The organism is Curtobacterium sp. MCLR17_044 (assembly GCF_003234435.1).
GTDB lineage: Bacteria > Actinomycetota > Actinomycetes > Actinomycetales > Microbacteriaceae > Curtobacterium > Curtobacterium flaccumfaciens.
This window is the reverse complement of record NZ_QKTC01000005.1, coordinates 70,276-87,249: the sequence shown is the minus strand read 5'-3', so window position 1 is coordinate 87,249 and position 16,974 is coordinate 70,276. Positions and strand designations below refer to the sequence as shown.

The following is a 16,974-nucleotide window of genomic DNA, read 5'->3' as shown; positions in this document are numbered from 1 at the left end:
GTTGTGGGGCCTCCGCCGGTGCGGTTAGACTTGTGCGGCGCAATCCGCGCCACTCAATCAATCGCCACGGCGGTGCACCACGGGGGCCGAGTCCCCGCACGCCATGGCCCGACTCATGTCCGTTCGGAGCAATCTCTACATGACAACCACTACGACCAAGGCTCCTAAGCAGGTCGCCATCAACGACATCGGTTCGGCTGATGACTTCCTGGCCGAGGTCGAGAAGACCCTGAAGTTCTTCAACGACGGTGATCTCATCTCCGGCACCGTCGTGAAGATCGACCGCGACGAGGTCCTCCTCGACGTCGGTTACAAGACCGAGGGCGTCATCCCCTCGCGCGAGCTCTCGATCAAGCACGACGTCGACCCCAACGAGGTCGTCGAGGTCGGCGACGAGGTCGAGGCCCTGGTTCTCCAGAAGGAGGACAAGGAAGGCCGCCTCATCCTGTCGAAGAAGCGCGCGCAGTACGAGCGTGCGTGGGGCGACGTCGAGAAGATCAAGGAGTCCGACGGCGTCGTGACCGGAACGGTCATCGAGGTCGTCAAGGGCGGTCTCATCGTCGACATCGGCCTCCGTGGCTTCCTCCCCGCCTCGCTCATCGAGCTCCGTCGTGTCCGCGACCTGACGCCGTACCTCGGCCAGGAGATCGAGGCGAAGATCCTCGAGCTCGACAAGAACCGCAACAACGTGGTCCTGTCGCGCCGTGCGCTCCTCGAGCAGACGCAGTCCGAGTCCCGGACGACGTTCCTCAACAACCTCCACAAGGGCCAGGTCCGCAAGGGCATCGTGTCCTCGATCGTCAACTTCGGTGCGTTCGTGGACCTCGGCGGCGTCGACGGTCTCGTCCACGTCTCCGAGCTCAGCTGGAAGCACATCGAGCACGCCAGCGAGGTCGTCGAGGTCGGTCAGGAAGTCACCGTCGAGATCCTCGAGGTCGACCTGGACCGCGAGCGCGTGTCGCTCTCGCTCAAGGCGACGCAGGAGGACCCGTGGCAGGTCTTCGCCCGCACCCACGCGATCGGTCAGATCGCACCGGGCAAGGTCACGAAGCTCGTCCCGTTCGGTGCCTTCGTCCGCGTTGCCGACGGCATCGAGGGCCTCGTGCACATCTCGGAGCTCTCGAACAAGCACGTCGAGCTCGCCGAGCAGGTCGTCTCGGTCAACGACGAGGTCTTCGTCAAGATCATCGACATCGACCTCGACCGTCGCCGCATCTCGCTCAGCCTCAAGCAGGCGAACGAGGGCGTCGACCCGGAGAGCGACGAGTTCGACCCGGCGCTCTACGGCATGCCGACCGAGTACGACGACAAGGGTGACTACAAGTACCCCGAGGGCTTCGACCCGGAGACCAACGAGTGGCTCGAGGGCTACGACACGCAGCGCACCGAGTGGGAGGGCCAGTACGCGGCCGCCCAGGGTCGTTGGGAAGCCCACAAGGCGCAGGTCGCGAAGACCATCGCCGACGAGGCGCAGGGTGGCTTCGACCTCCCGGCCACGGCTTCCTCGTCGTCGTCGACCTCGTCGTTCGCCGGCGAGACGGGTGGCGCGAGCCCCCTGGCCGACGACGCGTCGCTCGCTGCACTCCGCGAGAAGCTCAGCTCGACCAACAACTGATCGAGCGGTTCGTCCCGACCGGAAGCCCGGCACCCCTGACAGGGTGCCGGGCTTCCGGCGTTTCCGGGCATCGGGGTCGTTACCCTGTTGCCGTGCACATCATCGGACTCACGGGCGGCATCGCCGCGGGCAAGTCGACCGTCTCCCGGCGCTGGGCCGAGCACGGGGCCGTCGTCGTCGACGCTGACCGACTGGCTCGGGACGCCGTGGCACCGGGCAGCCCGGGCCTGGCGCAGGTCGCCGAGCGGTTCGGTCCGTCGGTGATCGCTGCCGACGGTTCGCTTGACCGGCCGGCGCTCGGGTCGATCGTGTTCGCGGACCCCGCGGCGCGGAAGGACCTCGAAGCCATCACGCACCCCGAGGTCTGGCGGCTCGCGCAGCAGGCGTTCGACGCCGCCGAGGCCGCCGACCCCGACGCCGTGGTGGTCTACGACGTGCCGTTGCTCGCCGAGGCCCGCGGCTCGCGTCCGCTCCGGTTCGACGCCGTCGTGGTGGTCGACGCCCCCGCGGCGCAGCGCATCGAACGGCTCGTCGAGCACCGCGGCATGCCCCGTGACGAGGCCGAGCGCCGCGTCGCCGCCCAGGCGAGCGATGCCGACCGTCTCGCCCTCGCCGACCACGTCGTCGACGCCACCGGGACGCTCGAGCAGACGATCCGCTCCGCTGACGAGGTGTGGGCGCGGATCACTCCATGAGCCACCGCCTGCTGCTCGTCCTCGCCGCGATCGTCCTCGTGGCGATCGGGGGCGCGTCGCTCGTCGCCGCGAACGTCCTCGGTGCCCAGCGAGTGGCGGACAACGGTCGCGTCGCGGTGCACGAACGGCCGTCGGGTGACGAACACGGGCCAGCGGGGGAGTTCCACCGGTTCCGGCTCGGAACGGTGAACGGTGAGCGGCTCACCCCTAACCGCGACGACTTCGCCGCACGCACCTCGGCTGACGGTCCGCTCCTGCTGTTCCTGCCGGCGACCCGATCCCGTCCCGCGGAGTACCAGCGGTTCCTCGGAGCAGCTCTGGCCGACGGCTACCACGTGCTCGGCCTCGACTACTGGAACCTGGGCCGCACCCTGTCCGGCACGTGTGAGGCGAACGCACGCTGCTACGGCATGGTGCAGCGGAACCGCTTCGACGGCACGCGGCCCTCGGCGTTCAGTGCGGTGAGTCCGGCCGGGTCGATCGTCTCGCGCTTCCGGGACGCCGTCGCGTACCTCGACGACCACGACCCCGACGGCGGCTGGGGGCGGTTCGTCCAGGGCGACGACCGCATCGTCTGGAACGACATCGTCGTGGCCGGGCACTCGCAGGGCGGCGGAGAGGCGGCGTACATCGCGCACATCCGCAGTGTCCACGGCGCGCTGATGTTCTCGTCACCCGTGGAGTCCCGCGGACCGGCGCACGCAGCGTGGATGGACCGCCCGGGCCGGACACCGGTGGACCGGATGTACGCCATCGACGACGTCCGTGACACGTTCGGCCCCCGCATCACCGGTTCGTGGGACGTCCTCGGGCTGAGCGGTGTGTCCGGGCCGTTCGAGACGGACACCGCACCGCCACTCGCCGGAGCGGACCCGCACGCGATCCTCACCGACCTCGGCGGCGAGGGCAAGGCGCACTCCCTGATCATCAAGGACTCGACGCCGCTCACCCGTGACGGCGTCCCCCGGATGCTCCCGCTGTGGCAGTGGATGCTGCACCGGTTCTCCACAGATCCCGCTGTTCCCTCTGACCGCTCATAGCGTCGCGCAATAGCCTTCCTGCGTGCAGCCCGTTCGTGATGAACCCGACCTGCGCTCGCTCATCCGGGCCCGTGCGGCCGACGGGGGCGTGCGCCACTTCCTCGAGGACGCCCGCTCGGGGCGCGTCCTCACCTACCGCGCGCTCGACGACGCGGTGACCGCCTGGTCGCGGACCTTCGACGCGATCGGCATCGCCCCGTCGGGTGCCGTCCTGGTCGACGTGGGTGACCCGCTCGCGTTCGCGGTCGTGCACCTGAGCGCCGTCGCCTCCGGTCGCCGGGCGATCCCCGTCGACACCGGCCAGCCGGCCACCGAGCCCGGCCGTCTCGCCGACCTGATCGGCGGCGCGTCCATCGTCGTGTCGGACCGCGCGGTGGACGGGACCGTCCCCGGGGCACCGGCGAGCGGGATCGACCCGGCCACGTTCCTCCCGACCGCCGTCCGTGACGGCGACCTGCCCGCCGACAGCCCGCACGCGCCGGGCCAGGGGTCCGTCGTGCTGTTCACCTCCGGTTCGACCGGCACGCCGAAGGGCGTCGAGCTGCCCGAGACGCAGCTGCTGTTCGTCGCCCGGGCCGTCGCACGGCACAACCGGCTCGTGCCGGACGACCGCGGGTTCAACTCCTTGCCGCTGTTCCACGTCAACGCCGAGGTGGTCGGACTGCTCGCGACGCTCGTCGCCGGCGCGACCCTCGTGCTCGACCGGCGCTTCCGTCGGACCGGGTTCTGGGACCTGCTCGCGGAACGACGGATCACCTGGCTGAACGCCGTCCCGGCCGTCCTGGCCGTGCTGGCGAAGACCGGGCCGCTCGGGTTCCCGCCGGGCCTGCGGTTCGTGCGCAGCGCGTCGGCGCCGCTGCCCGATCCGGTGCGCGCCGCCCTCGGAGACGTGCCGCTCGTCGTGAGCTGGGGCATGACCGAAGGCGCCTCGCAGATCACGGCGACGCCGCTCGACGAACCCGCCCGGCCCGGCACCGTCGGGGTGCCGGTCGGGTCCGAGGTGCAGGTCCGCGGCGAGGACGGCTCGGTGCTGCCCGCCGGCGAGATCGGTGCGCTGTGGGTGCGGGGCGAGGGGATCGTCCGGGGATACCTGGGTGGCCGCGCGCCCGAGCGGTTCGACGCCGATGGCTGGCTCCACACCGGTGACGTCGGGTCCGTCAGCACCGACGGCTGGGTGTCACTGGCCGGACGCTCCGACGACGTCATCAACCGCGGTGGCGAGAAGGTCTACCCGTCCGAGGTCGAGGACGTCCTGCTCGGCGACCCCCGCGTGCTCGAGGCGGTCGTCGTCGGCCGCCCCGACGACGTGCTCGGTGCCGTCCCGATCGCCTACGTGATCCCGCAGCCCGACGAACCCGTCGACCGCGCAGCCCTCGTGGCCGATCTCGTTGCCCGGGCCGAGGCACAACTGACCCGGTTCCGCCGACCGGTCGAGGTCATCGTCGTGCCCGACCTGCCGCGTGCACCCACCGGCAAGGTGCAGCGCGCGAAGGTCCGGACCATGGCCCGACCATCGTGAACGGACCATCACGCGTGTCCCCGGCATCGACCGGCGACGAGCCGGGGGTGCAGACGCCGACGCGGACGGCCGAGGGCAAGCCCCGGCACCTGTACGAGGTCGACGTGCTCCGCATCCTCACGTTCGCGTGCGTGATCGGGGTGCACACCACGAGCCACACCGCCGCCACCGACGACGTCGGGCTGAACGCGCTGCTCGCCCTGCTGCACTTCACCCGGCTGGTCTTCTTCTCGCTGACCGCGTTCGTGCTCGTGTACAGCTACACCTTGCGCCCGAGGCCGATGGCGCAGTTCTGGCCGAAGCGGTTCCTGCTCGTGGGCGTGCCCTACCTGGCGTGGTCGTTCGTCTACGTCGCGGCGGCGTGGCTGCTGAGTCCCACCCGCCGTGGCGACGTCCCCGACCTGGTGCGCACCGCGGCCGAGGGCATCGTCACCGGCACCTCGTGGTACCACCTGTACTTCCTGCTCGTGACGATGCAGGTGTACCTGCTCCTGCCGGTGATCGTCTGGCTGGTGCGCCGGACCCGTGGGCACCACGTGACCGTGCTGGTCGTGGCGTTCCTGGTCCAGCTGGTGGTGTTCGCCGGGTACAAGTACTTCCCGGCGAGCGACGCGTGGATGCAGGGGTACCAGAAGCAGTTCTTCTTCTCGTACGTCTTCTTCATCGTCTCGGGGGCGATCGCCGCCGACCACGCGGATGCGTTCCTGCGGTTCATCCGGGTCCACCGCCGTTCGGTCCTGTGGGCGTTCGCCGGCGTCGGTGGGCTCACCCTCGGTGTGTGGGCGCTGCAGGTCGGCCTCGGGCAGTCCCTCTACGCCGCGGGGACGCCGCTGCAGCCGGTCCAGGTGGTCTGGAGCACCGCGGTGTTCGTCGGGTTCCTGGCGATCGGCGCGGCCTGGGCGGATCGACGGCGCCCCGGGAGCCGGACCGCCCGGTTCGTCGACTACGCGTCCGATCGCTCGTTCGGCATCTTCCTGAGCCACCCGTTCGTCATCTGGATCCTGCTCTACGGCGACAGCTGGCTCGAGGCCGTCGTGCCACGACCGTGGCTCACGCTCGTCACCTACGTGCTCGTGCTGGTGCTGTCCGTCGCGGTGACCGAGCTGTTCCGGTGGACGCCCCTCAGCGTGCCGCTGACCGGGCGGCCGTCGTTGTCTTCACGGGCGTCGCGAGCGGCGCGGGTGCGTCGGTCCGCAGGCGCGGCGGTGCCGCAGCGGTCGCCGGAACCGGTGGAGCCGGACGACGCCCTCGTCGGCGAGACCGACGACGTCGGGCGCCGCGCCGCGCGCTGAGCGCTCGCCCGCACGCTCGCACCAGCCGTGCGGGGCGGTGGACACGTGGCGCGACGGCCGGGAGGCACGTGGCGGGCCCGACCCGCGCCTCCCGGCCGTCGCGTGCGGACCACCAGGGCCGGTGCACGGTCCGCGCACCGGCTGCCGGCCGTCAGGCCGAGCGCTGCTCGGCCTTCGGGGTGCCGATCTCGAGCACGCCGTCGGTGGACGTCAGCCGCTGGGGCTTCATGAACCACGCGACGACGGCCGCGGCTCCGAGCAGGACGCAGGAGAGCGCGAAGGGCACCTGCCACCCCGAGGCGTCGATGAGCAGACCGAACACGATGGGCGAGACGACACCGGCGATGCCGAACCCGGTGTTCATGAAGCCCGAGGCCGTGCCGGACCACTGCGGCGCCACGTCCATCGGGATCGCCCAGAGGTTGGCGTTGCAGAGCTCGAGGAAGAAGAACGACAGGGCCAGCGAGATCGTCGCGACGAGCAGGCCCTGCCCGATCACGAGCGGGATGAGGCAGAGGAGCGAGCCGCCGAGCCCGATCACCAGGATGGTCCGGCGGGCGTTCCGGGTGTTCCCGCCGCGGTGGATGATGCGGTCGCTGAGCATCCCGCCGACGGTGTCCCCGACGACACCGGCCAGCAGGATGAGGGTGGTGAACAGGGCGAAGTCGCCGATCTCCAGGCCGTAGGTGGAGCTGAGGAACGTCGGGAGCCAGGTGAGGAACACCCAGAGGGTCCAGCCGTACCCGAAGTCGACGAAGGTGACCGGCAGGATCTGCTTCGCCAGCTGCCGCCACGGCACCGGGGGACGGGTCGCGCGGGTCTCGACCGGCGGGAGCTCGGCGAGCTCGACCTGCGTGATGCCCTTCGCGGACTCGGGCTTGTCGCGGAACCAGACGAACCAGACGACGGCCCACGCCAGGGACAGCAACGCAGTGGCGAAGAACGCCCAACGCCAGCTGCCCGTCGCCCCGATCACCCACGCGACGATGAGCGGGGCCAGCGCGTTGCCGAGCCGTGCCGCGGAGTGCACCACGCCCTGGGCGAAGCCGTTCCGGTCGCGGGGGATCCACCGGCTCATCGCCTGCGTGGCGGTCGGGAACGCGGCGGCCTCGCTCAGCCCGAGCAGGGCCCGCGCGGCGAAGAGGGTCCAGAAGCCGACCGCGAACCCGGTCCAGAGCGTCGCGACGCCCCAGATCACCGTGATGACGAAGAGCGCCCGGCGCGGGCCGAACTTCTCGCTGATCGTGCCGCCGAACACCTGCAGCAGGGCGTACGGCAACGAGAACGCGGAGACGATGAGACCGGCGGTCGCCTCGTTGAACCCGAACTCCTCGGTGATGTGCGGCAGCGCCGTCGAGATGTTCGTCCGGTCGATGTACGAGATCGCGTACATGCAGCAGAGCAGGACGAGCACGCGTCCGCGGATGCGTCCGCGGAACGGGGTGCCCTTGATCGGTGCGGCCGGGGTCGCCGTGGTCATGAGGCCTCTTCGGGGGAGTGGGAAGGAGTCGGGTGACTGAACGGATCGGACGGTATGCCCGTTGACCATCAGTCGACTTGGAGCCTGCTTGCAGCGGACAGTACGCCGAGGGCGAGCAGCGGTCCTCGGTGTCAGGGGTGCCGACTACCGTTGTCCCCATGGGTGTTGCGATCGAACCGACCCGAGCGGTGCGTCCGTTCGAGGTCATCAGCGAGTACTCGCCGAGTGGCGACCAGCCCGCGGCCATCGCGGAACTCGCCGGGCGGATCAACGCCGGTGAGACCGACGTCGTGCTGCTGGGTGCGACCGGTACCGGCAAGTCGGCGACGACCGCGTGGCTCATCGAGCAGGTGCAGCGGCCGACACTCGTGCTCGCGCACAACAAGACGCTCGCGGCCCAGCTCGCCAACGAGTTCCGCAGCCTGATGCCGAACAACGCGGTCGAGTACTTCGTCTCGTACTACGACTACTACCAGCCCGAGGCGTACGTCCCGCAGACGGACACCTTCATCGAGAAGGACTCCTCCGTCAACGCCGAGGTCGAACGACTCCGGCACTCCACGACGAACTCGCTGCTCAGCCGTCGCGACACCGTGGTGGTGTCCACCGTCTCCTGCATCTACGGTCTCGGCACCCCCGAGCAGTACATGAACGCATCGGTCGCGCTCCACGTGGGCCAGACGATCTCCCGCGACCAGCTCGTGCGCAAGTTCGTCGCCATGCAGTACCAGCGCAACGACGTCGACTTCGCCCGGGGCACGTTCCGGGTGCGCGGCGACACCATCGAGATCATCCCGATGTACGAAGAGCACGCGATCCGCATCGAGATGTTCGGTGACGAGATCGAAGCGCTCTCCTCGCTGCACCCGCTCACCGGCAACGTCATCGACGACCTGCCCGCGGTGTCGATCTTCCCGGCCTCGCACTACGTCGCGGACACCGACGTGATGCACCGCGCGATCGCCTCCATCAAGGAAGAACTCGCGGAACGGCTCGCCGAGCTCGAGGGCCAGGGCAAGCTGCTCGAGGCCCAGCGCCTCCGGATGCGCACCACGTTCGACATCGAGATGATGGAGCAGATCGGGTTCTGCTCGGGCATCGAGAACTACTCGCGGCACATGGACGGCCGTGGTCCGGGCGAAGCGCCGCACTGCCTCATCGACTACTTCCCCGACGACTTCCTCATCGTCATCGACGAGTCGCACGTCACCGTGCCGCAGATCGGCGCGATGTACGAGGGTGACGCCTCGCGCAAGCGCACCCTCGTCGAGCACGGGTTCCGCCTGCCGAGCGCGATGGACAACCGCCCGCTGAAGTGGGAGGAGTTCCTCGAGCGCGTCGGGCAGAAGGTCTACCTGTCGGCCACCCCGGGGCGCTACGAGCTCGGGGTCACCGACAGCGTGGTCGAGCAGATCATCCGCCCGACCGGCCTGATCGACCCCGAGATCGTGGTCAAGCCGAGCGACGGCCAGATCGACGACCTGCTCGAGGAGATCAAGCTGCGGGTCGAGAAGGACGAGCGCGTCCTCGTCACCACGCTGACCAAGCGCATGGCGGAGGAACTCACCGACTTCCTCGGGAACGCCGGTGTGCGCGTCCGCTACCTGCACTCCGACGTCGACACCCTGAAGCGCGTCGAGCTGCTGACCGAGCTGCGGCAGGGCGTCTACGACGTGCTCGTCGGCATCAACCTGCTGCGCGAGGGCCTCGACCTGCCCGAGGTGTCGCTCGTCGCGATCCTCGACGCCGACAAGGAAGGCTTCCTCCGCTCGTCGACGTCGCTCATCCAGACGATCGGTCGTGCTGCCCGCAACGTGTCGGGCCAGGTGCTCATGTACGCCGACAAGATGACCGACTCGATGAAGACCGCGATCGAGGAGACGGATCGCCGTCGTGAGAAGCAGGTCGCCTACAACCTGGAGCGCGGCATCGACCCCCAGCCGCTGCGCAAGAAGATCGCGGACATCACCGAGGTCCTGCAGCGCGAGAACGACGACACAAAGGCGCTCCTGCAGGGTCGCCCCGGCACCGACGGCCGTCGGTCGCCCACGCCGAACCTCAAGCGCGGCGGCATCGCGGGCGAGGGTGCGACGCAGCTCGGTGCCACCATCGCCGACCTGAACGACCAGATGCTGCAGGCTGCGGCGGAGCTGAAGTTCGAGCTCGCGGCGCGACTGCGCGACGAGGTGCAGGACCTGAAGAAGGCCCTGCGCCAGATGGAGTCGGCCGGACATGTCAGCTGACGGCGCCCGCACGGTCGTCGTCACCGGTGCGAGCGCCGGGCTCGGCTACCACGCCGCCGAGCAGCTCGCCTCGGCGGGGCACCGTGTGGTGCTGGCGACGCGCGACCGCGGCCGGGCGGACGCCGCCGAGCGCAGCATCCGTCGGCACGTCGACGGGGCCTCGCTCGCCCACGTCCACCTCGACCTCGCCGACCTCGACTCGGTCAGTGCCGCTGCCGACGAACTCGCCGCGCTGGAACCCGACGGCGTCGACGCGGTCGTGAACAACGCCGGGGTCGTCGGGGCGTCGACGCGGGGGAGCACGGCACAGGGCACCGAACTGCAGATCGGTACGAACCACCTCGGGCACTTCGCGTGGACCGCCCGGGTCCTGCCCCTGCTCGAACGACGAGCCGGCCGGGTCGTGCACCTCGGGTCGATCGCCCACCGATTCGCCCAGCTCGACGCGACCGATCCGCTCGGCGTCGGTCGGTACTCGAGCCACCGCCAGTACGCCAGGAGCAAGCTCGCCGTGATGCTGTTCGGCTTCGAGCTCGCCGAGCGACTGGCCGACTCGGGCTCATCCGTGTCGAGCGTCGTCGCGCACCCCGGCCTGTCGCTCGACCGCCTGTCGCCGGGCCGTCCCGACGTCAGCCCGACCAGAGCCGAACCCGAGTGGATCCGCCCGGCGCAGCGCATCGTCGCCCAGGGCAAGGACGTCGGCGCCCAGCCGCTCGTGCACGCGGCCGTCGGTGCGGACGTGCGCTCGGGGGAGTACTGGGGCCCGGCGGGCTGGATGCAGCTCCGGGGCCCGGCCACGGTGGTCGCGGCCGAACCTCGGGCGCAGGACCGCACCGTCGCAGCGCAGCTCTGGGCGGCGAGCGAGCGTGCGTCCGGCGTCGCGTTCGCTCTCGACGCACTCGTCTGACCCTCCATCCCGGCCGAATGTCGGTGCCGCTTCGTAGAATCGACGACGATGACCATCACCTCTGACCCCGGTACCTCGACGTCGGGCCGGAACGCCTTCGGCGAGCCCGCTGACCTCCACCTCCCCGGCGGGACCGCTCCGCACAGCACCTCCACGCTCAGCGTGCGCGGCGCGCGCGTGCACAACCTCCGTGACGTCGACCTCGAGATCCCGCGCGACTCGCTCGTCGTGTTCACCGGCCTGTCCGGCTCGGGCAAGTCCTCGCTGGCGTTCGACACGATCTTCGCCGAGGGGCAGCGCCGGTACGTCGAATCGCTGTCCGCCTACGCGCGCCAGTTCCTCGGCCAGGTCGACCGCCCCGACGTCGACTTCATCGAGGGGCTCTCGCCGGCGGTGTCGATCGACCAGAAGTCGACCAACCGCAACCCGCGGTCGACGGTCGGCACGATCACCGAGGTCTACGACTACATGCGTCTGCTCTGGGCGCGCATCGGGGTCCCGCACTGCCCGACGTGTGGCGAGGTGATCAGCAAGCAGACCGTGCAGCAGATCGCCGACCAGCTCATGCAGTTCGAGACCGGCACCCGCTTCCAGGTCCTCGCACCCGTGATCTCGAAGAAGAAGGGCGAGTTCGTCGACCTCTTCCAGGAGCTCGCGGCGTCCGGCTACGCCCGCGCGATCGTGGACGGGGAGCGCATCCAGCTCAGCGACCCGCCCAAGCTCAAGAAGCAGGTCAAGCACGACATCTCGGTCATCGTCGACCGCCTGGTGGCGAGCGACGACATCCTCGGTCGTCTCACCGACTCGCTCGAGACCGCCCTGCGCCTGACCGACGGCACCGTCGGCATCGACCTGGTGGACCACGAGGGGCCCGGAGCGGTCCGGAACTACTCCGAGAACCTCTCGTGCCCGAACAACCACCCGCTCGCGCTCACCGAGATCGAGCCGCGCACGTTCTCGTTCAACGCGCCGTTCGGTGCCTGCCCCGAGTGCTCCGGCCTCGGCACCCGCATGTCGGTCGACCCCGACCTGGTGCTCGGCGACCCCGAGGCCTCGTTGCGGGACGGCGTCCTGCTGCCCTGGACCGGGACGAGCGGGCTGTACTCCTACTTCGAGAAGCTGCTCGGCGGCCTCGGCAAGGAGCTCGGCTTCTCGCTCGACACCCCGTGGAGCCAGCTCGACCCCGCGGTGCAGGCGTCGATCCTGACCGGCAAGGACTTCCAGGTGTCGGTCTCCTGGCGCAACCGCTTCGGCCGCGAGATGCGGTACACGAGCGGGTTCGAAGGCGTCATGCCCTACATCGAGCGCAAGTTCGCCGAGGCCGAGTCGGACTCGCAGCGGCAGCGCTTCCAGGGGTACCTGCGCGAGGTCCCGTGCCCGGTGTGCGAGGGAACCCGCCTCAAGCCCGAGGTGCTCGCGGTGACGGTCAACGACCGCAGCATCGCGGACGTCACCGACATGTCGCTCGACAACGCGTACTCGTTCATGGACGAGCTGACGCTGACCGACCGTGAAGCGCACATCGCCGCCGCGGTCCTCCGCGAGATCCGCGCACGCCTCGAGTTCCTGCTCGAGGTCGGCCTGAACTACCTCACGCTGGCACGTGGTGCCGGCGGCCTCTCCGGCGGCGAGGCGCAGCGCATCCGCCTGGCGACGCAGATCGGCTCCGGGCTGACGGGCGTGCTGTACGTGCTCGACGAGCCGAGCATCGGCCTGCACCAGCGCGACAACCGTCGACTCATCGACACCCTGGTCAAGCTCAAGGACCTCGGCAACACACTCATCGTCGTCGAACACGACGAGGACACGATCCGCACGGCCGACTGGGTCGTCGACATCGGCCCCGGTGCCGGTGTGAACGGCGGCAACGTCGTGCACTCCGGTTCGTACGAGGGCATCATCGAGAACCGCGAGTCGATCACCGGTGACTACCTCGCCGGCCGACGCGCGATCGAGGTGCCGGCCGAGCGTCGCAAGGTCAACCTGAAGCGGGCCATCACCGTGCAGGGCGCCCGGGCGAACAACCTCAAGTCGATCGACGCGGACTTCCCGCTCGGTGTGTTCACCGCGGTGACGGGCGTCAGCGGCTCCGGCAAGTCGACGCTGGTGAACGACATCCTGTACAAGGTGCTCGCCAACCAGCTCAACGGTGCCCGACACATCGCGGGCAAGCACACCCGGGTGAAGGGCCTCGACCAGCTCGACAAGGTCGTGCACGTCGACCAGGCGCCGATCGGTCGCACCCCGCGCTCGAACCCGGCGACCTACACGGGCGTGTTCGACCGCATCCGCCAGCTGTTCGCCGAGACGCAAGAGGCGAAGACCCGCGGCTACCAGCCGGGCCGCTTCAGCTTCAACGTCAAGGGCGGCCGCTGCGAGAACTGCGCGGGCGACGGCACGATCAAGATCGAGATGAACTTCCTGCCCGACGTCTACGTCGCGTGCGAGGTCTGCGGTGGTGCGCGCTACAACCGCGAGACGCTCCAGGTGCACTACAAGGGCAAGAACATCTCCGAGGTCCTCGACATGCCGATCAGCGAGGCGGCCGAGTTCTTCGAGCCGATCTCGGCGATCCACCGCTACATGGCGACCCTGGTCGACGTGGGCCTCGGCTACGTGCGCCTCGGCCAGAGCGCGACCACGCTCTCCGGCGGCGAGGCGCAGCGCGTCAAGCTCGCCACCGAGCTGCAGCGTCGCTCGAACGGCCGCACGGTCTACGTGCTCGACGAGCCGACGACCGGTCTGCACTTCGAGGACGTCCGCAAGCTGCTCCTCGTGCTGCAGAGCCTGGTCGACAAGGGCAACACCGTCATCACGATCGAGCACAACCTCGACGTCATCAAGTCCGCCGACTGGCTGATCGACATGGGACCCGAGGGTGGTTCCGGTGGTGGCACGGTCCTGGCGACGGGCACCCCGGAGCACGTGGCGACCGTGCCGGAGAGCCACACCGGTGTCTTCCTGCGCGAGATCTTCGACGCCCAGGACGCCCGGGTCGGCAAGCAGCAGGCCGTCGGCGCACGGCAGGCCACCCAGAAGCAGCAGGGCGGCAAGCAGCAGGGCGCGAGCAAGCAGAAGGCGGGTGCTCGGTAGGTGGCGGACACCGTCCCGTGGCGTCCGAAGGCGGGGGAGATCCCGACCGACCCGGGCGTCTACCGATGGCGTGACGAAGCCGGTCGGGTGCTCTACGTCGGCAAGGCGAAGAACCTCCGCGCCCGGCTGAGCAACTACTTCGCGCCGCTGCCGACGCTGCACGAGCGCACGCGGCGCATGGTCCTGACGGCACGCAGCGTCGAGTGGACGACGGTCGGCTCCGAGATCGAGGCGCTCCAGCTGGAGTACACCTGGATCAAGGAGTTCGACCCGCCGTTCAACGTCAAGTTCCGCGACGACAAGTCGTACCCGTACATGGCGGTCACCCTGGGTGACGAAGCGCCGCGGGTGATGGTGACGCGCAACCGCAAGATCAAGGGCGCGAAGTACTTCGGTCCGTACCCGAAGATCTGGGCGGTGCACGACACCATCGACCTGATGATCAAGGTGTTCCCGATCCGCACCTGTTCGGACTCGTCGTACAAGAAGGCGATGCAGACGGGCCGTCCGTGCTTCCCGGGCCAGATCGGCAAGTGCGGTGGCCCGTGCTCGCAGAAGGTCACGATCGAGGAGCACCGCGCGCTCGTCGAGGAGTTCGTGCGCTTCATGAACTCCTACGACCGCCGGGTCATCACCGAGCTCCGGCAGCGCATGGGGGCCTCGGCCGACGCGATGCAGTACGAGCAGGCCGCGAAGTACCGCGACCAGGTCGAGGCGCTCGAGGCCGTGCTCGAGAAGTCCGCCGTGGTGCTCCGCGACTCGGTCGACCTCGACCTGTTCGGCATCGCGGAGGACGAGCTCGCCGCGGCCGTGCAGCTGTTCTCCGTCCGTGGTGGCCGCATCCGCGGTGTCCGCGGCTGGGTGGTCGACAAGGAGCTCGACATCGCCACGGGCGACCTCGTCGAGCAGATCGTGCAGGGCGTCTACGTCACCGACGAGCCCCCGCGCGAGGTCGTCGTCCCCGAGCTGCCGGAGGACGCCGACGCGCTCCAGGAGTGGCTCAGCAAGCGCCGGAACGGGCGCGGCACGAAGCTCAGTACTGCACAGCGCGGCGATCGCGCCGGTCTCGCCCGGACGGCCGCGCAGAACGCCGGGCAGGCGCTCATGCTCTACAAGACCAAGCGTTCAGCCGACTACACCACCCGGGCCGCGGCACTGGCCGACATCCAGGACGCCCTCGGCATGACCGAGGCGCCGCTCCGCATGGAGTGCTACGACATCTCGCACCTGCAGGGCACGAACGTCGTCGCGTCGATGGTGGTGTTCGAGGACGGTCTGCCGCGCAAGGACCAGTACCGCCGGTACTCGATCGCCGAGACCACCGACGACACCGACAGCATGTACCAGGTGCTCTCGCGGCGCCTGGCGCGGCTGGACGAGGACGCCGAGCTGCCGGACGTCCCCGACGTCACGACCGACGAGGTCGTCGAGGGGTCGAAGCCGACGAAACGGTTCGCGTACCGCCCGCAGCTGCTCATCGTCGACGGCGGCCAGCCCCAGGTGCAGGCCGCGAAGCGCGCGATGGACGAAGCCGGCGTGCACGACATTGCCCTGGTCGGCATCGCCAAGCGGCTCGAGGAGCTCTGGCTCCCCGACGACGACTTCCCGGTCATCCTGCCCCGCAACTCCGAGGCGCTCTTCCTCATCCAGCGCATCCGCGACGAGGCGCACCGGTTCGCGATCACCCACCAGCGCAGCAAGCGGAAGCGCGACGTCCGGTCGCGGTTGTCCGAGATCCCCGGTCTCGGCCCGAGCCGCGTCAACGCCCTGCTGAAGCACTTCGGCTCGGTCGCCCGGCTGCGTGAAGCCACGGCCGAGGACATCGGCGAGGTGAACGGCATCGGCCCGGCGACCGCCGCCGCGGTCGTGTCGAAGCTGGCGCAGACGCCGACGAGCGCGCCGGCGACGAGCGCGTCCAGCGCCCCCGAACCGGACGCCGACGCGATCGTGGACACCGTGACCGAGAACGCAGCCACCCAGCAGACCGCCACCCACCCGGGAGGCCCGGTGCAGGTCCCCGAGGTGACCAGCGACGGTCCGCAGCGACCGTCGTGACGAACCCCGCGCCTCCCGGCCGCCACCGGGCGGTAGCCTGGTCCGGCAGCCGAGACCTCCCCGGGCGACGCGCCCGGGCCGCCACGACGGAGCCCACTCCCAGATGACCGACAGCGCCACCGCGACCACCCACGCGTCGCAGCACGACATCCTCATCGTCACCGGCATGTCCGGGGCCGGGCGGTCCACCGTCGGCAAGGCCCTCGAAGACCTGGGCTGGTACGTCGTCGACAACCTGCCCACGCAGATGCTGGCCCCGCTGACCGAACTGGCCGACCGCGCGGGAGAGAAGATCCCGAAGATCGCCACGGTGGTCGACGTCCGCGGCGGGCGGTTCTTCACCGACCCCGAGCACGCGGTCGAGCAGGTCCGCTCGAGCACCTCCGCGCGGGTCCGGGTGCTGTTCCTCGAAGCCACCGACGCCGTGCTGGTCCGGCGCTTCGAGCAGGTCCGCCGACCCCACCCGCTCCAGGGCGAGGACACCCTGCTCGACGGCATCGCCCGCGAACGAGCGCGTCTCGCCGGCCTGCGCGAGGCGTCCGACGTGGTGATCGACACCTCCGACCTCAACATCCACCAGCTCGCGAACACCGTGATCGAGCACTTCGCCGACGAGCACTTCGTGGGTGTACAGGTCACGCTGATGAGCTTCGGGTTCAAGTACGGTCTGCCCGCCGACGCCGACATGGTGGCCGACGTGCGGTTCCTCCCGAACCCCTACTGGGTCCCGGAACTGCGGCCCCACACCGGGCTGGACCAGCCGGTCTCGGACTACGTGCTGGCCCAGGCCGGAGCCCGTCCGTTCGTCGATCGCTACGCCTCCGTCCTCGAGCCGGTGTTCGAGGGGTACCAGCGCGAGAACAAAAGACACGCTACGATCGCCATCGGCTGTACCGGCGGGAAGCACCGCTCGGTCGCCATCGTCGCCGAGTTGGCGAACCTCCTCCGCGGGATGCCTGGCGTCGCCGTGCGTGTGAAGAACCGAGATCTCGGCCGGGAGTGACCGTCCCTCCGGCCGCTCCCACGCCCGTGCCG

The 16,974-nt window shown here is 69.8% G+C and carries 11 protein-coding genes; 10 read left to right on the top strand and 1 reads right to left on the bottom strand.

Features of this window, described 5'->3' with window-relative positions; translation table 11 throughout:
- The first annotated feature begins 139 nt into the window (after positions 1-139).
- From rpsA to DEJ04_RS04760, 5 genes are all read left to right on the top strand, one after another.
- Positions 140-1,615 carry a 30S ribosomal protein S1 gene (rpsA, locus tag DEJ04_RS04780; RefSeq protein WP_071403741.1) on the top strand — a complete coding sequence of 492 codons (1,476 nt, stop codon included), beginning with the start codon at positions 140-142 and terminating at the stop codon, positions 1,613-1,615.
- 92 nt (positions 1,616-1,707) lie between these two features.
- The gene (gene coaE / locus DEJ04_RS04775) at positions 1,708-2,310 is read left to right on the top strand and encodes a dephospho-CoA kinase (RefSeq protein ID WP_111046397.1); all 603 of its coding nucleotides are present in this window, start codon (positions 1,708-1,710) and stop codon (positions 2,308-2,310) included.
- A complete protein-coding gene (locus tag DEJ04_RS04770; protein WP_111046396.1) occupies positions 2,307-3,350 on the top strand; it encodes a hypothetical protein in 1,044 nt (347 codons plus the stop codon). Before coaE ends, DEJ04_RS04770 begins: the two co-directional genes overlap by 4 nt.
- Before the next feature lie 22 nt (positions 3,351-3,372).
- Positions 3,373-4,869: an AMP-binding protein gene (locus DEJ04_RS04765; RefSeq protein WP_111046395.1), complete on the top strand. Its 1,497-nt coding sequence runs from the start codon at positions 3,373-3,375 to the stop codon at positions 4,867-4,869.
- A 47-nt stretch (positions 4,870-4,916) separates the two neighbouring features.
- On the top strand, positions 4,917-6,161 hold the full coding sequence (locus tag DEJ04_RS04760; RefSeq protein WP_181437734.1) for an acyltransferase: 1,245 nt from the start codon (positions 4,917-4,919) through the stop codon (positions 6,159-6,161).
- Between the two features lie 151 nt (positions 6,162-6,312).
- Here the strand turns inward: DEJ04_RS04760 and DEJ04_RS04755 are convergent, their stop codons facing one another.
- Positions 6,313-7,641 (bottom strand): MFS transporter, encoded by a 1,329-nt coding sequence (locus DEJ04_RS04755; protein WP_111046393.1) that lies wholly within the window; start codon positions 7,639-7,641, stop codon positions 6,313-6,315.
- Positions 7,642-7,811: 170 nt separating this feature from the next.
- Here DEJ04_RS04755 and uvrB point away from each other — a divergent pair, with 170 nt between their 5' ends.
- From uvrB to rapZ, 5 genes are all read left to right on the top strand, one after another.
- Entirely contained in the window at positions 7,812-9,884 is a 2,073-nt protein-coding gene (uvrB, locus tag DEJ04_RS04750) for an excinuclease ABC subunit UvrB (protein WP_111046438.1), read from the top strand.
- Entirely contained in the window at positions 9,874-10,791 is a 918-nt protein-coding gene (locus DEJ04_RS04745) for an SDR family NAD(P)-dependent oxidoreductase (RefSeq protein WP_111046392.1), read from the top strand. The genes uvrB and DEJ04_RS04745 overlap by 11 nt, the downstream gene beginning before the upstream one ends.
- A gap of 48 nt (positions 10,792-10,839) precedes the next feature.
- Positions 10,840-13,884 (top strand): excinuclease ABC subunit UvrA, encoded by a 3,045-nt coding sequence (gene uvrA / locus DEJ04_RS04740; RefSeq protein WP_258371312.1) that lies wholly within the window; start codon positions 10,840-10,842, stop codon positions 13,882-13,884.
- Positions 13,885-15,939 (top strand): excinuclease ABC subunit UvrC, encoded by a 2,055-nt coding sequence (gene uvrC / locus DEJ04_RS04735; RefSeq protein WP_111046391.1) that lies wholly within the window; start codon positions 13,885-13,887, stop codon positions 15,937-15,939.
- A 103-nt stretch (positions 15,940-16,042) separates the two neighbouring features.
- A complete protein-coding gene (rapZ, locus tag DEJ04_RS04730) occupies positions 16,043-16,942 on the top strand; it encodes an RNase adapter RapZ (RefSeq protein WP_027465691.1) in 900 nt (299 codons plus the stop codon).
- The last annotated feature ends 32 nt before the right edge of the window (positions 16,943-16,974 follow it).

Bases quoted from the DNA above. Each gene is read 5' to 3' on its own strand.
- rpsA (WP_071403741.1), top strand. From the start codon at position 140: ATGACAACCACTACGACCAAGGCTCCTAAGCAGGTCGCCATCAACGAC.
- DEJ04_RS04770 (WP_111046396.1), top strand. From the start codon at position 2,307: ATGAGCCACCGCCTGCTGCTCGTCCTCGCCGCGATCGTCCTCGTGGCG.
- DEJ04_RS04755 (WP_111046393.1), bottom strand. From the start codon at position 7,641: ATGACCACGGCGACCCCGGCCGCACCGATCAAGGGCACCCCGTTCCGC.
- DEJ04_RS04745 (WP_111046392.1), top strand. From the start codon at position 9,874: ATGTCAGCTGACGGCGCCCGCACGGTCGTCGTCACCGGTGCGAGCGCC.
- uvrA (WP_258371312.1), top strand. From the start codon at position 10,840: ATGACCATCACCTCTGACCCCGGTACCTCGACGTCGGGCCGGAACGCC.
- rapZ (WP_027465691.1), top strand. From the start codon at position 16,043: ATGACCGACAGCGCCACCGCGACCACCCACGCGTCGCAGCACGACATC.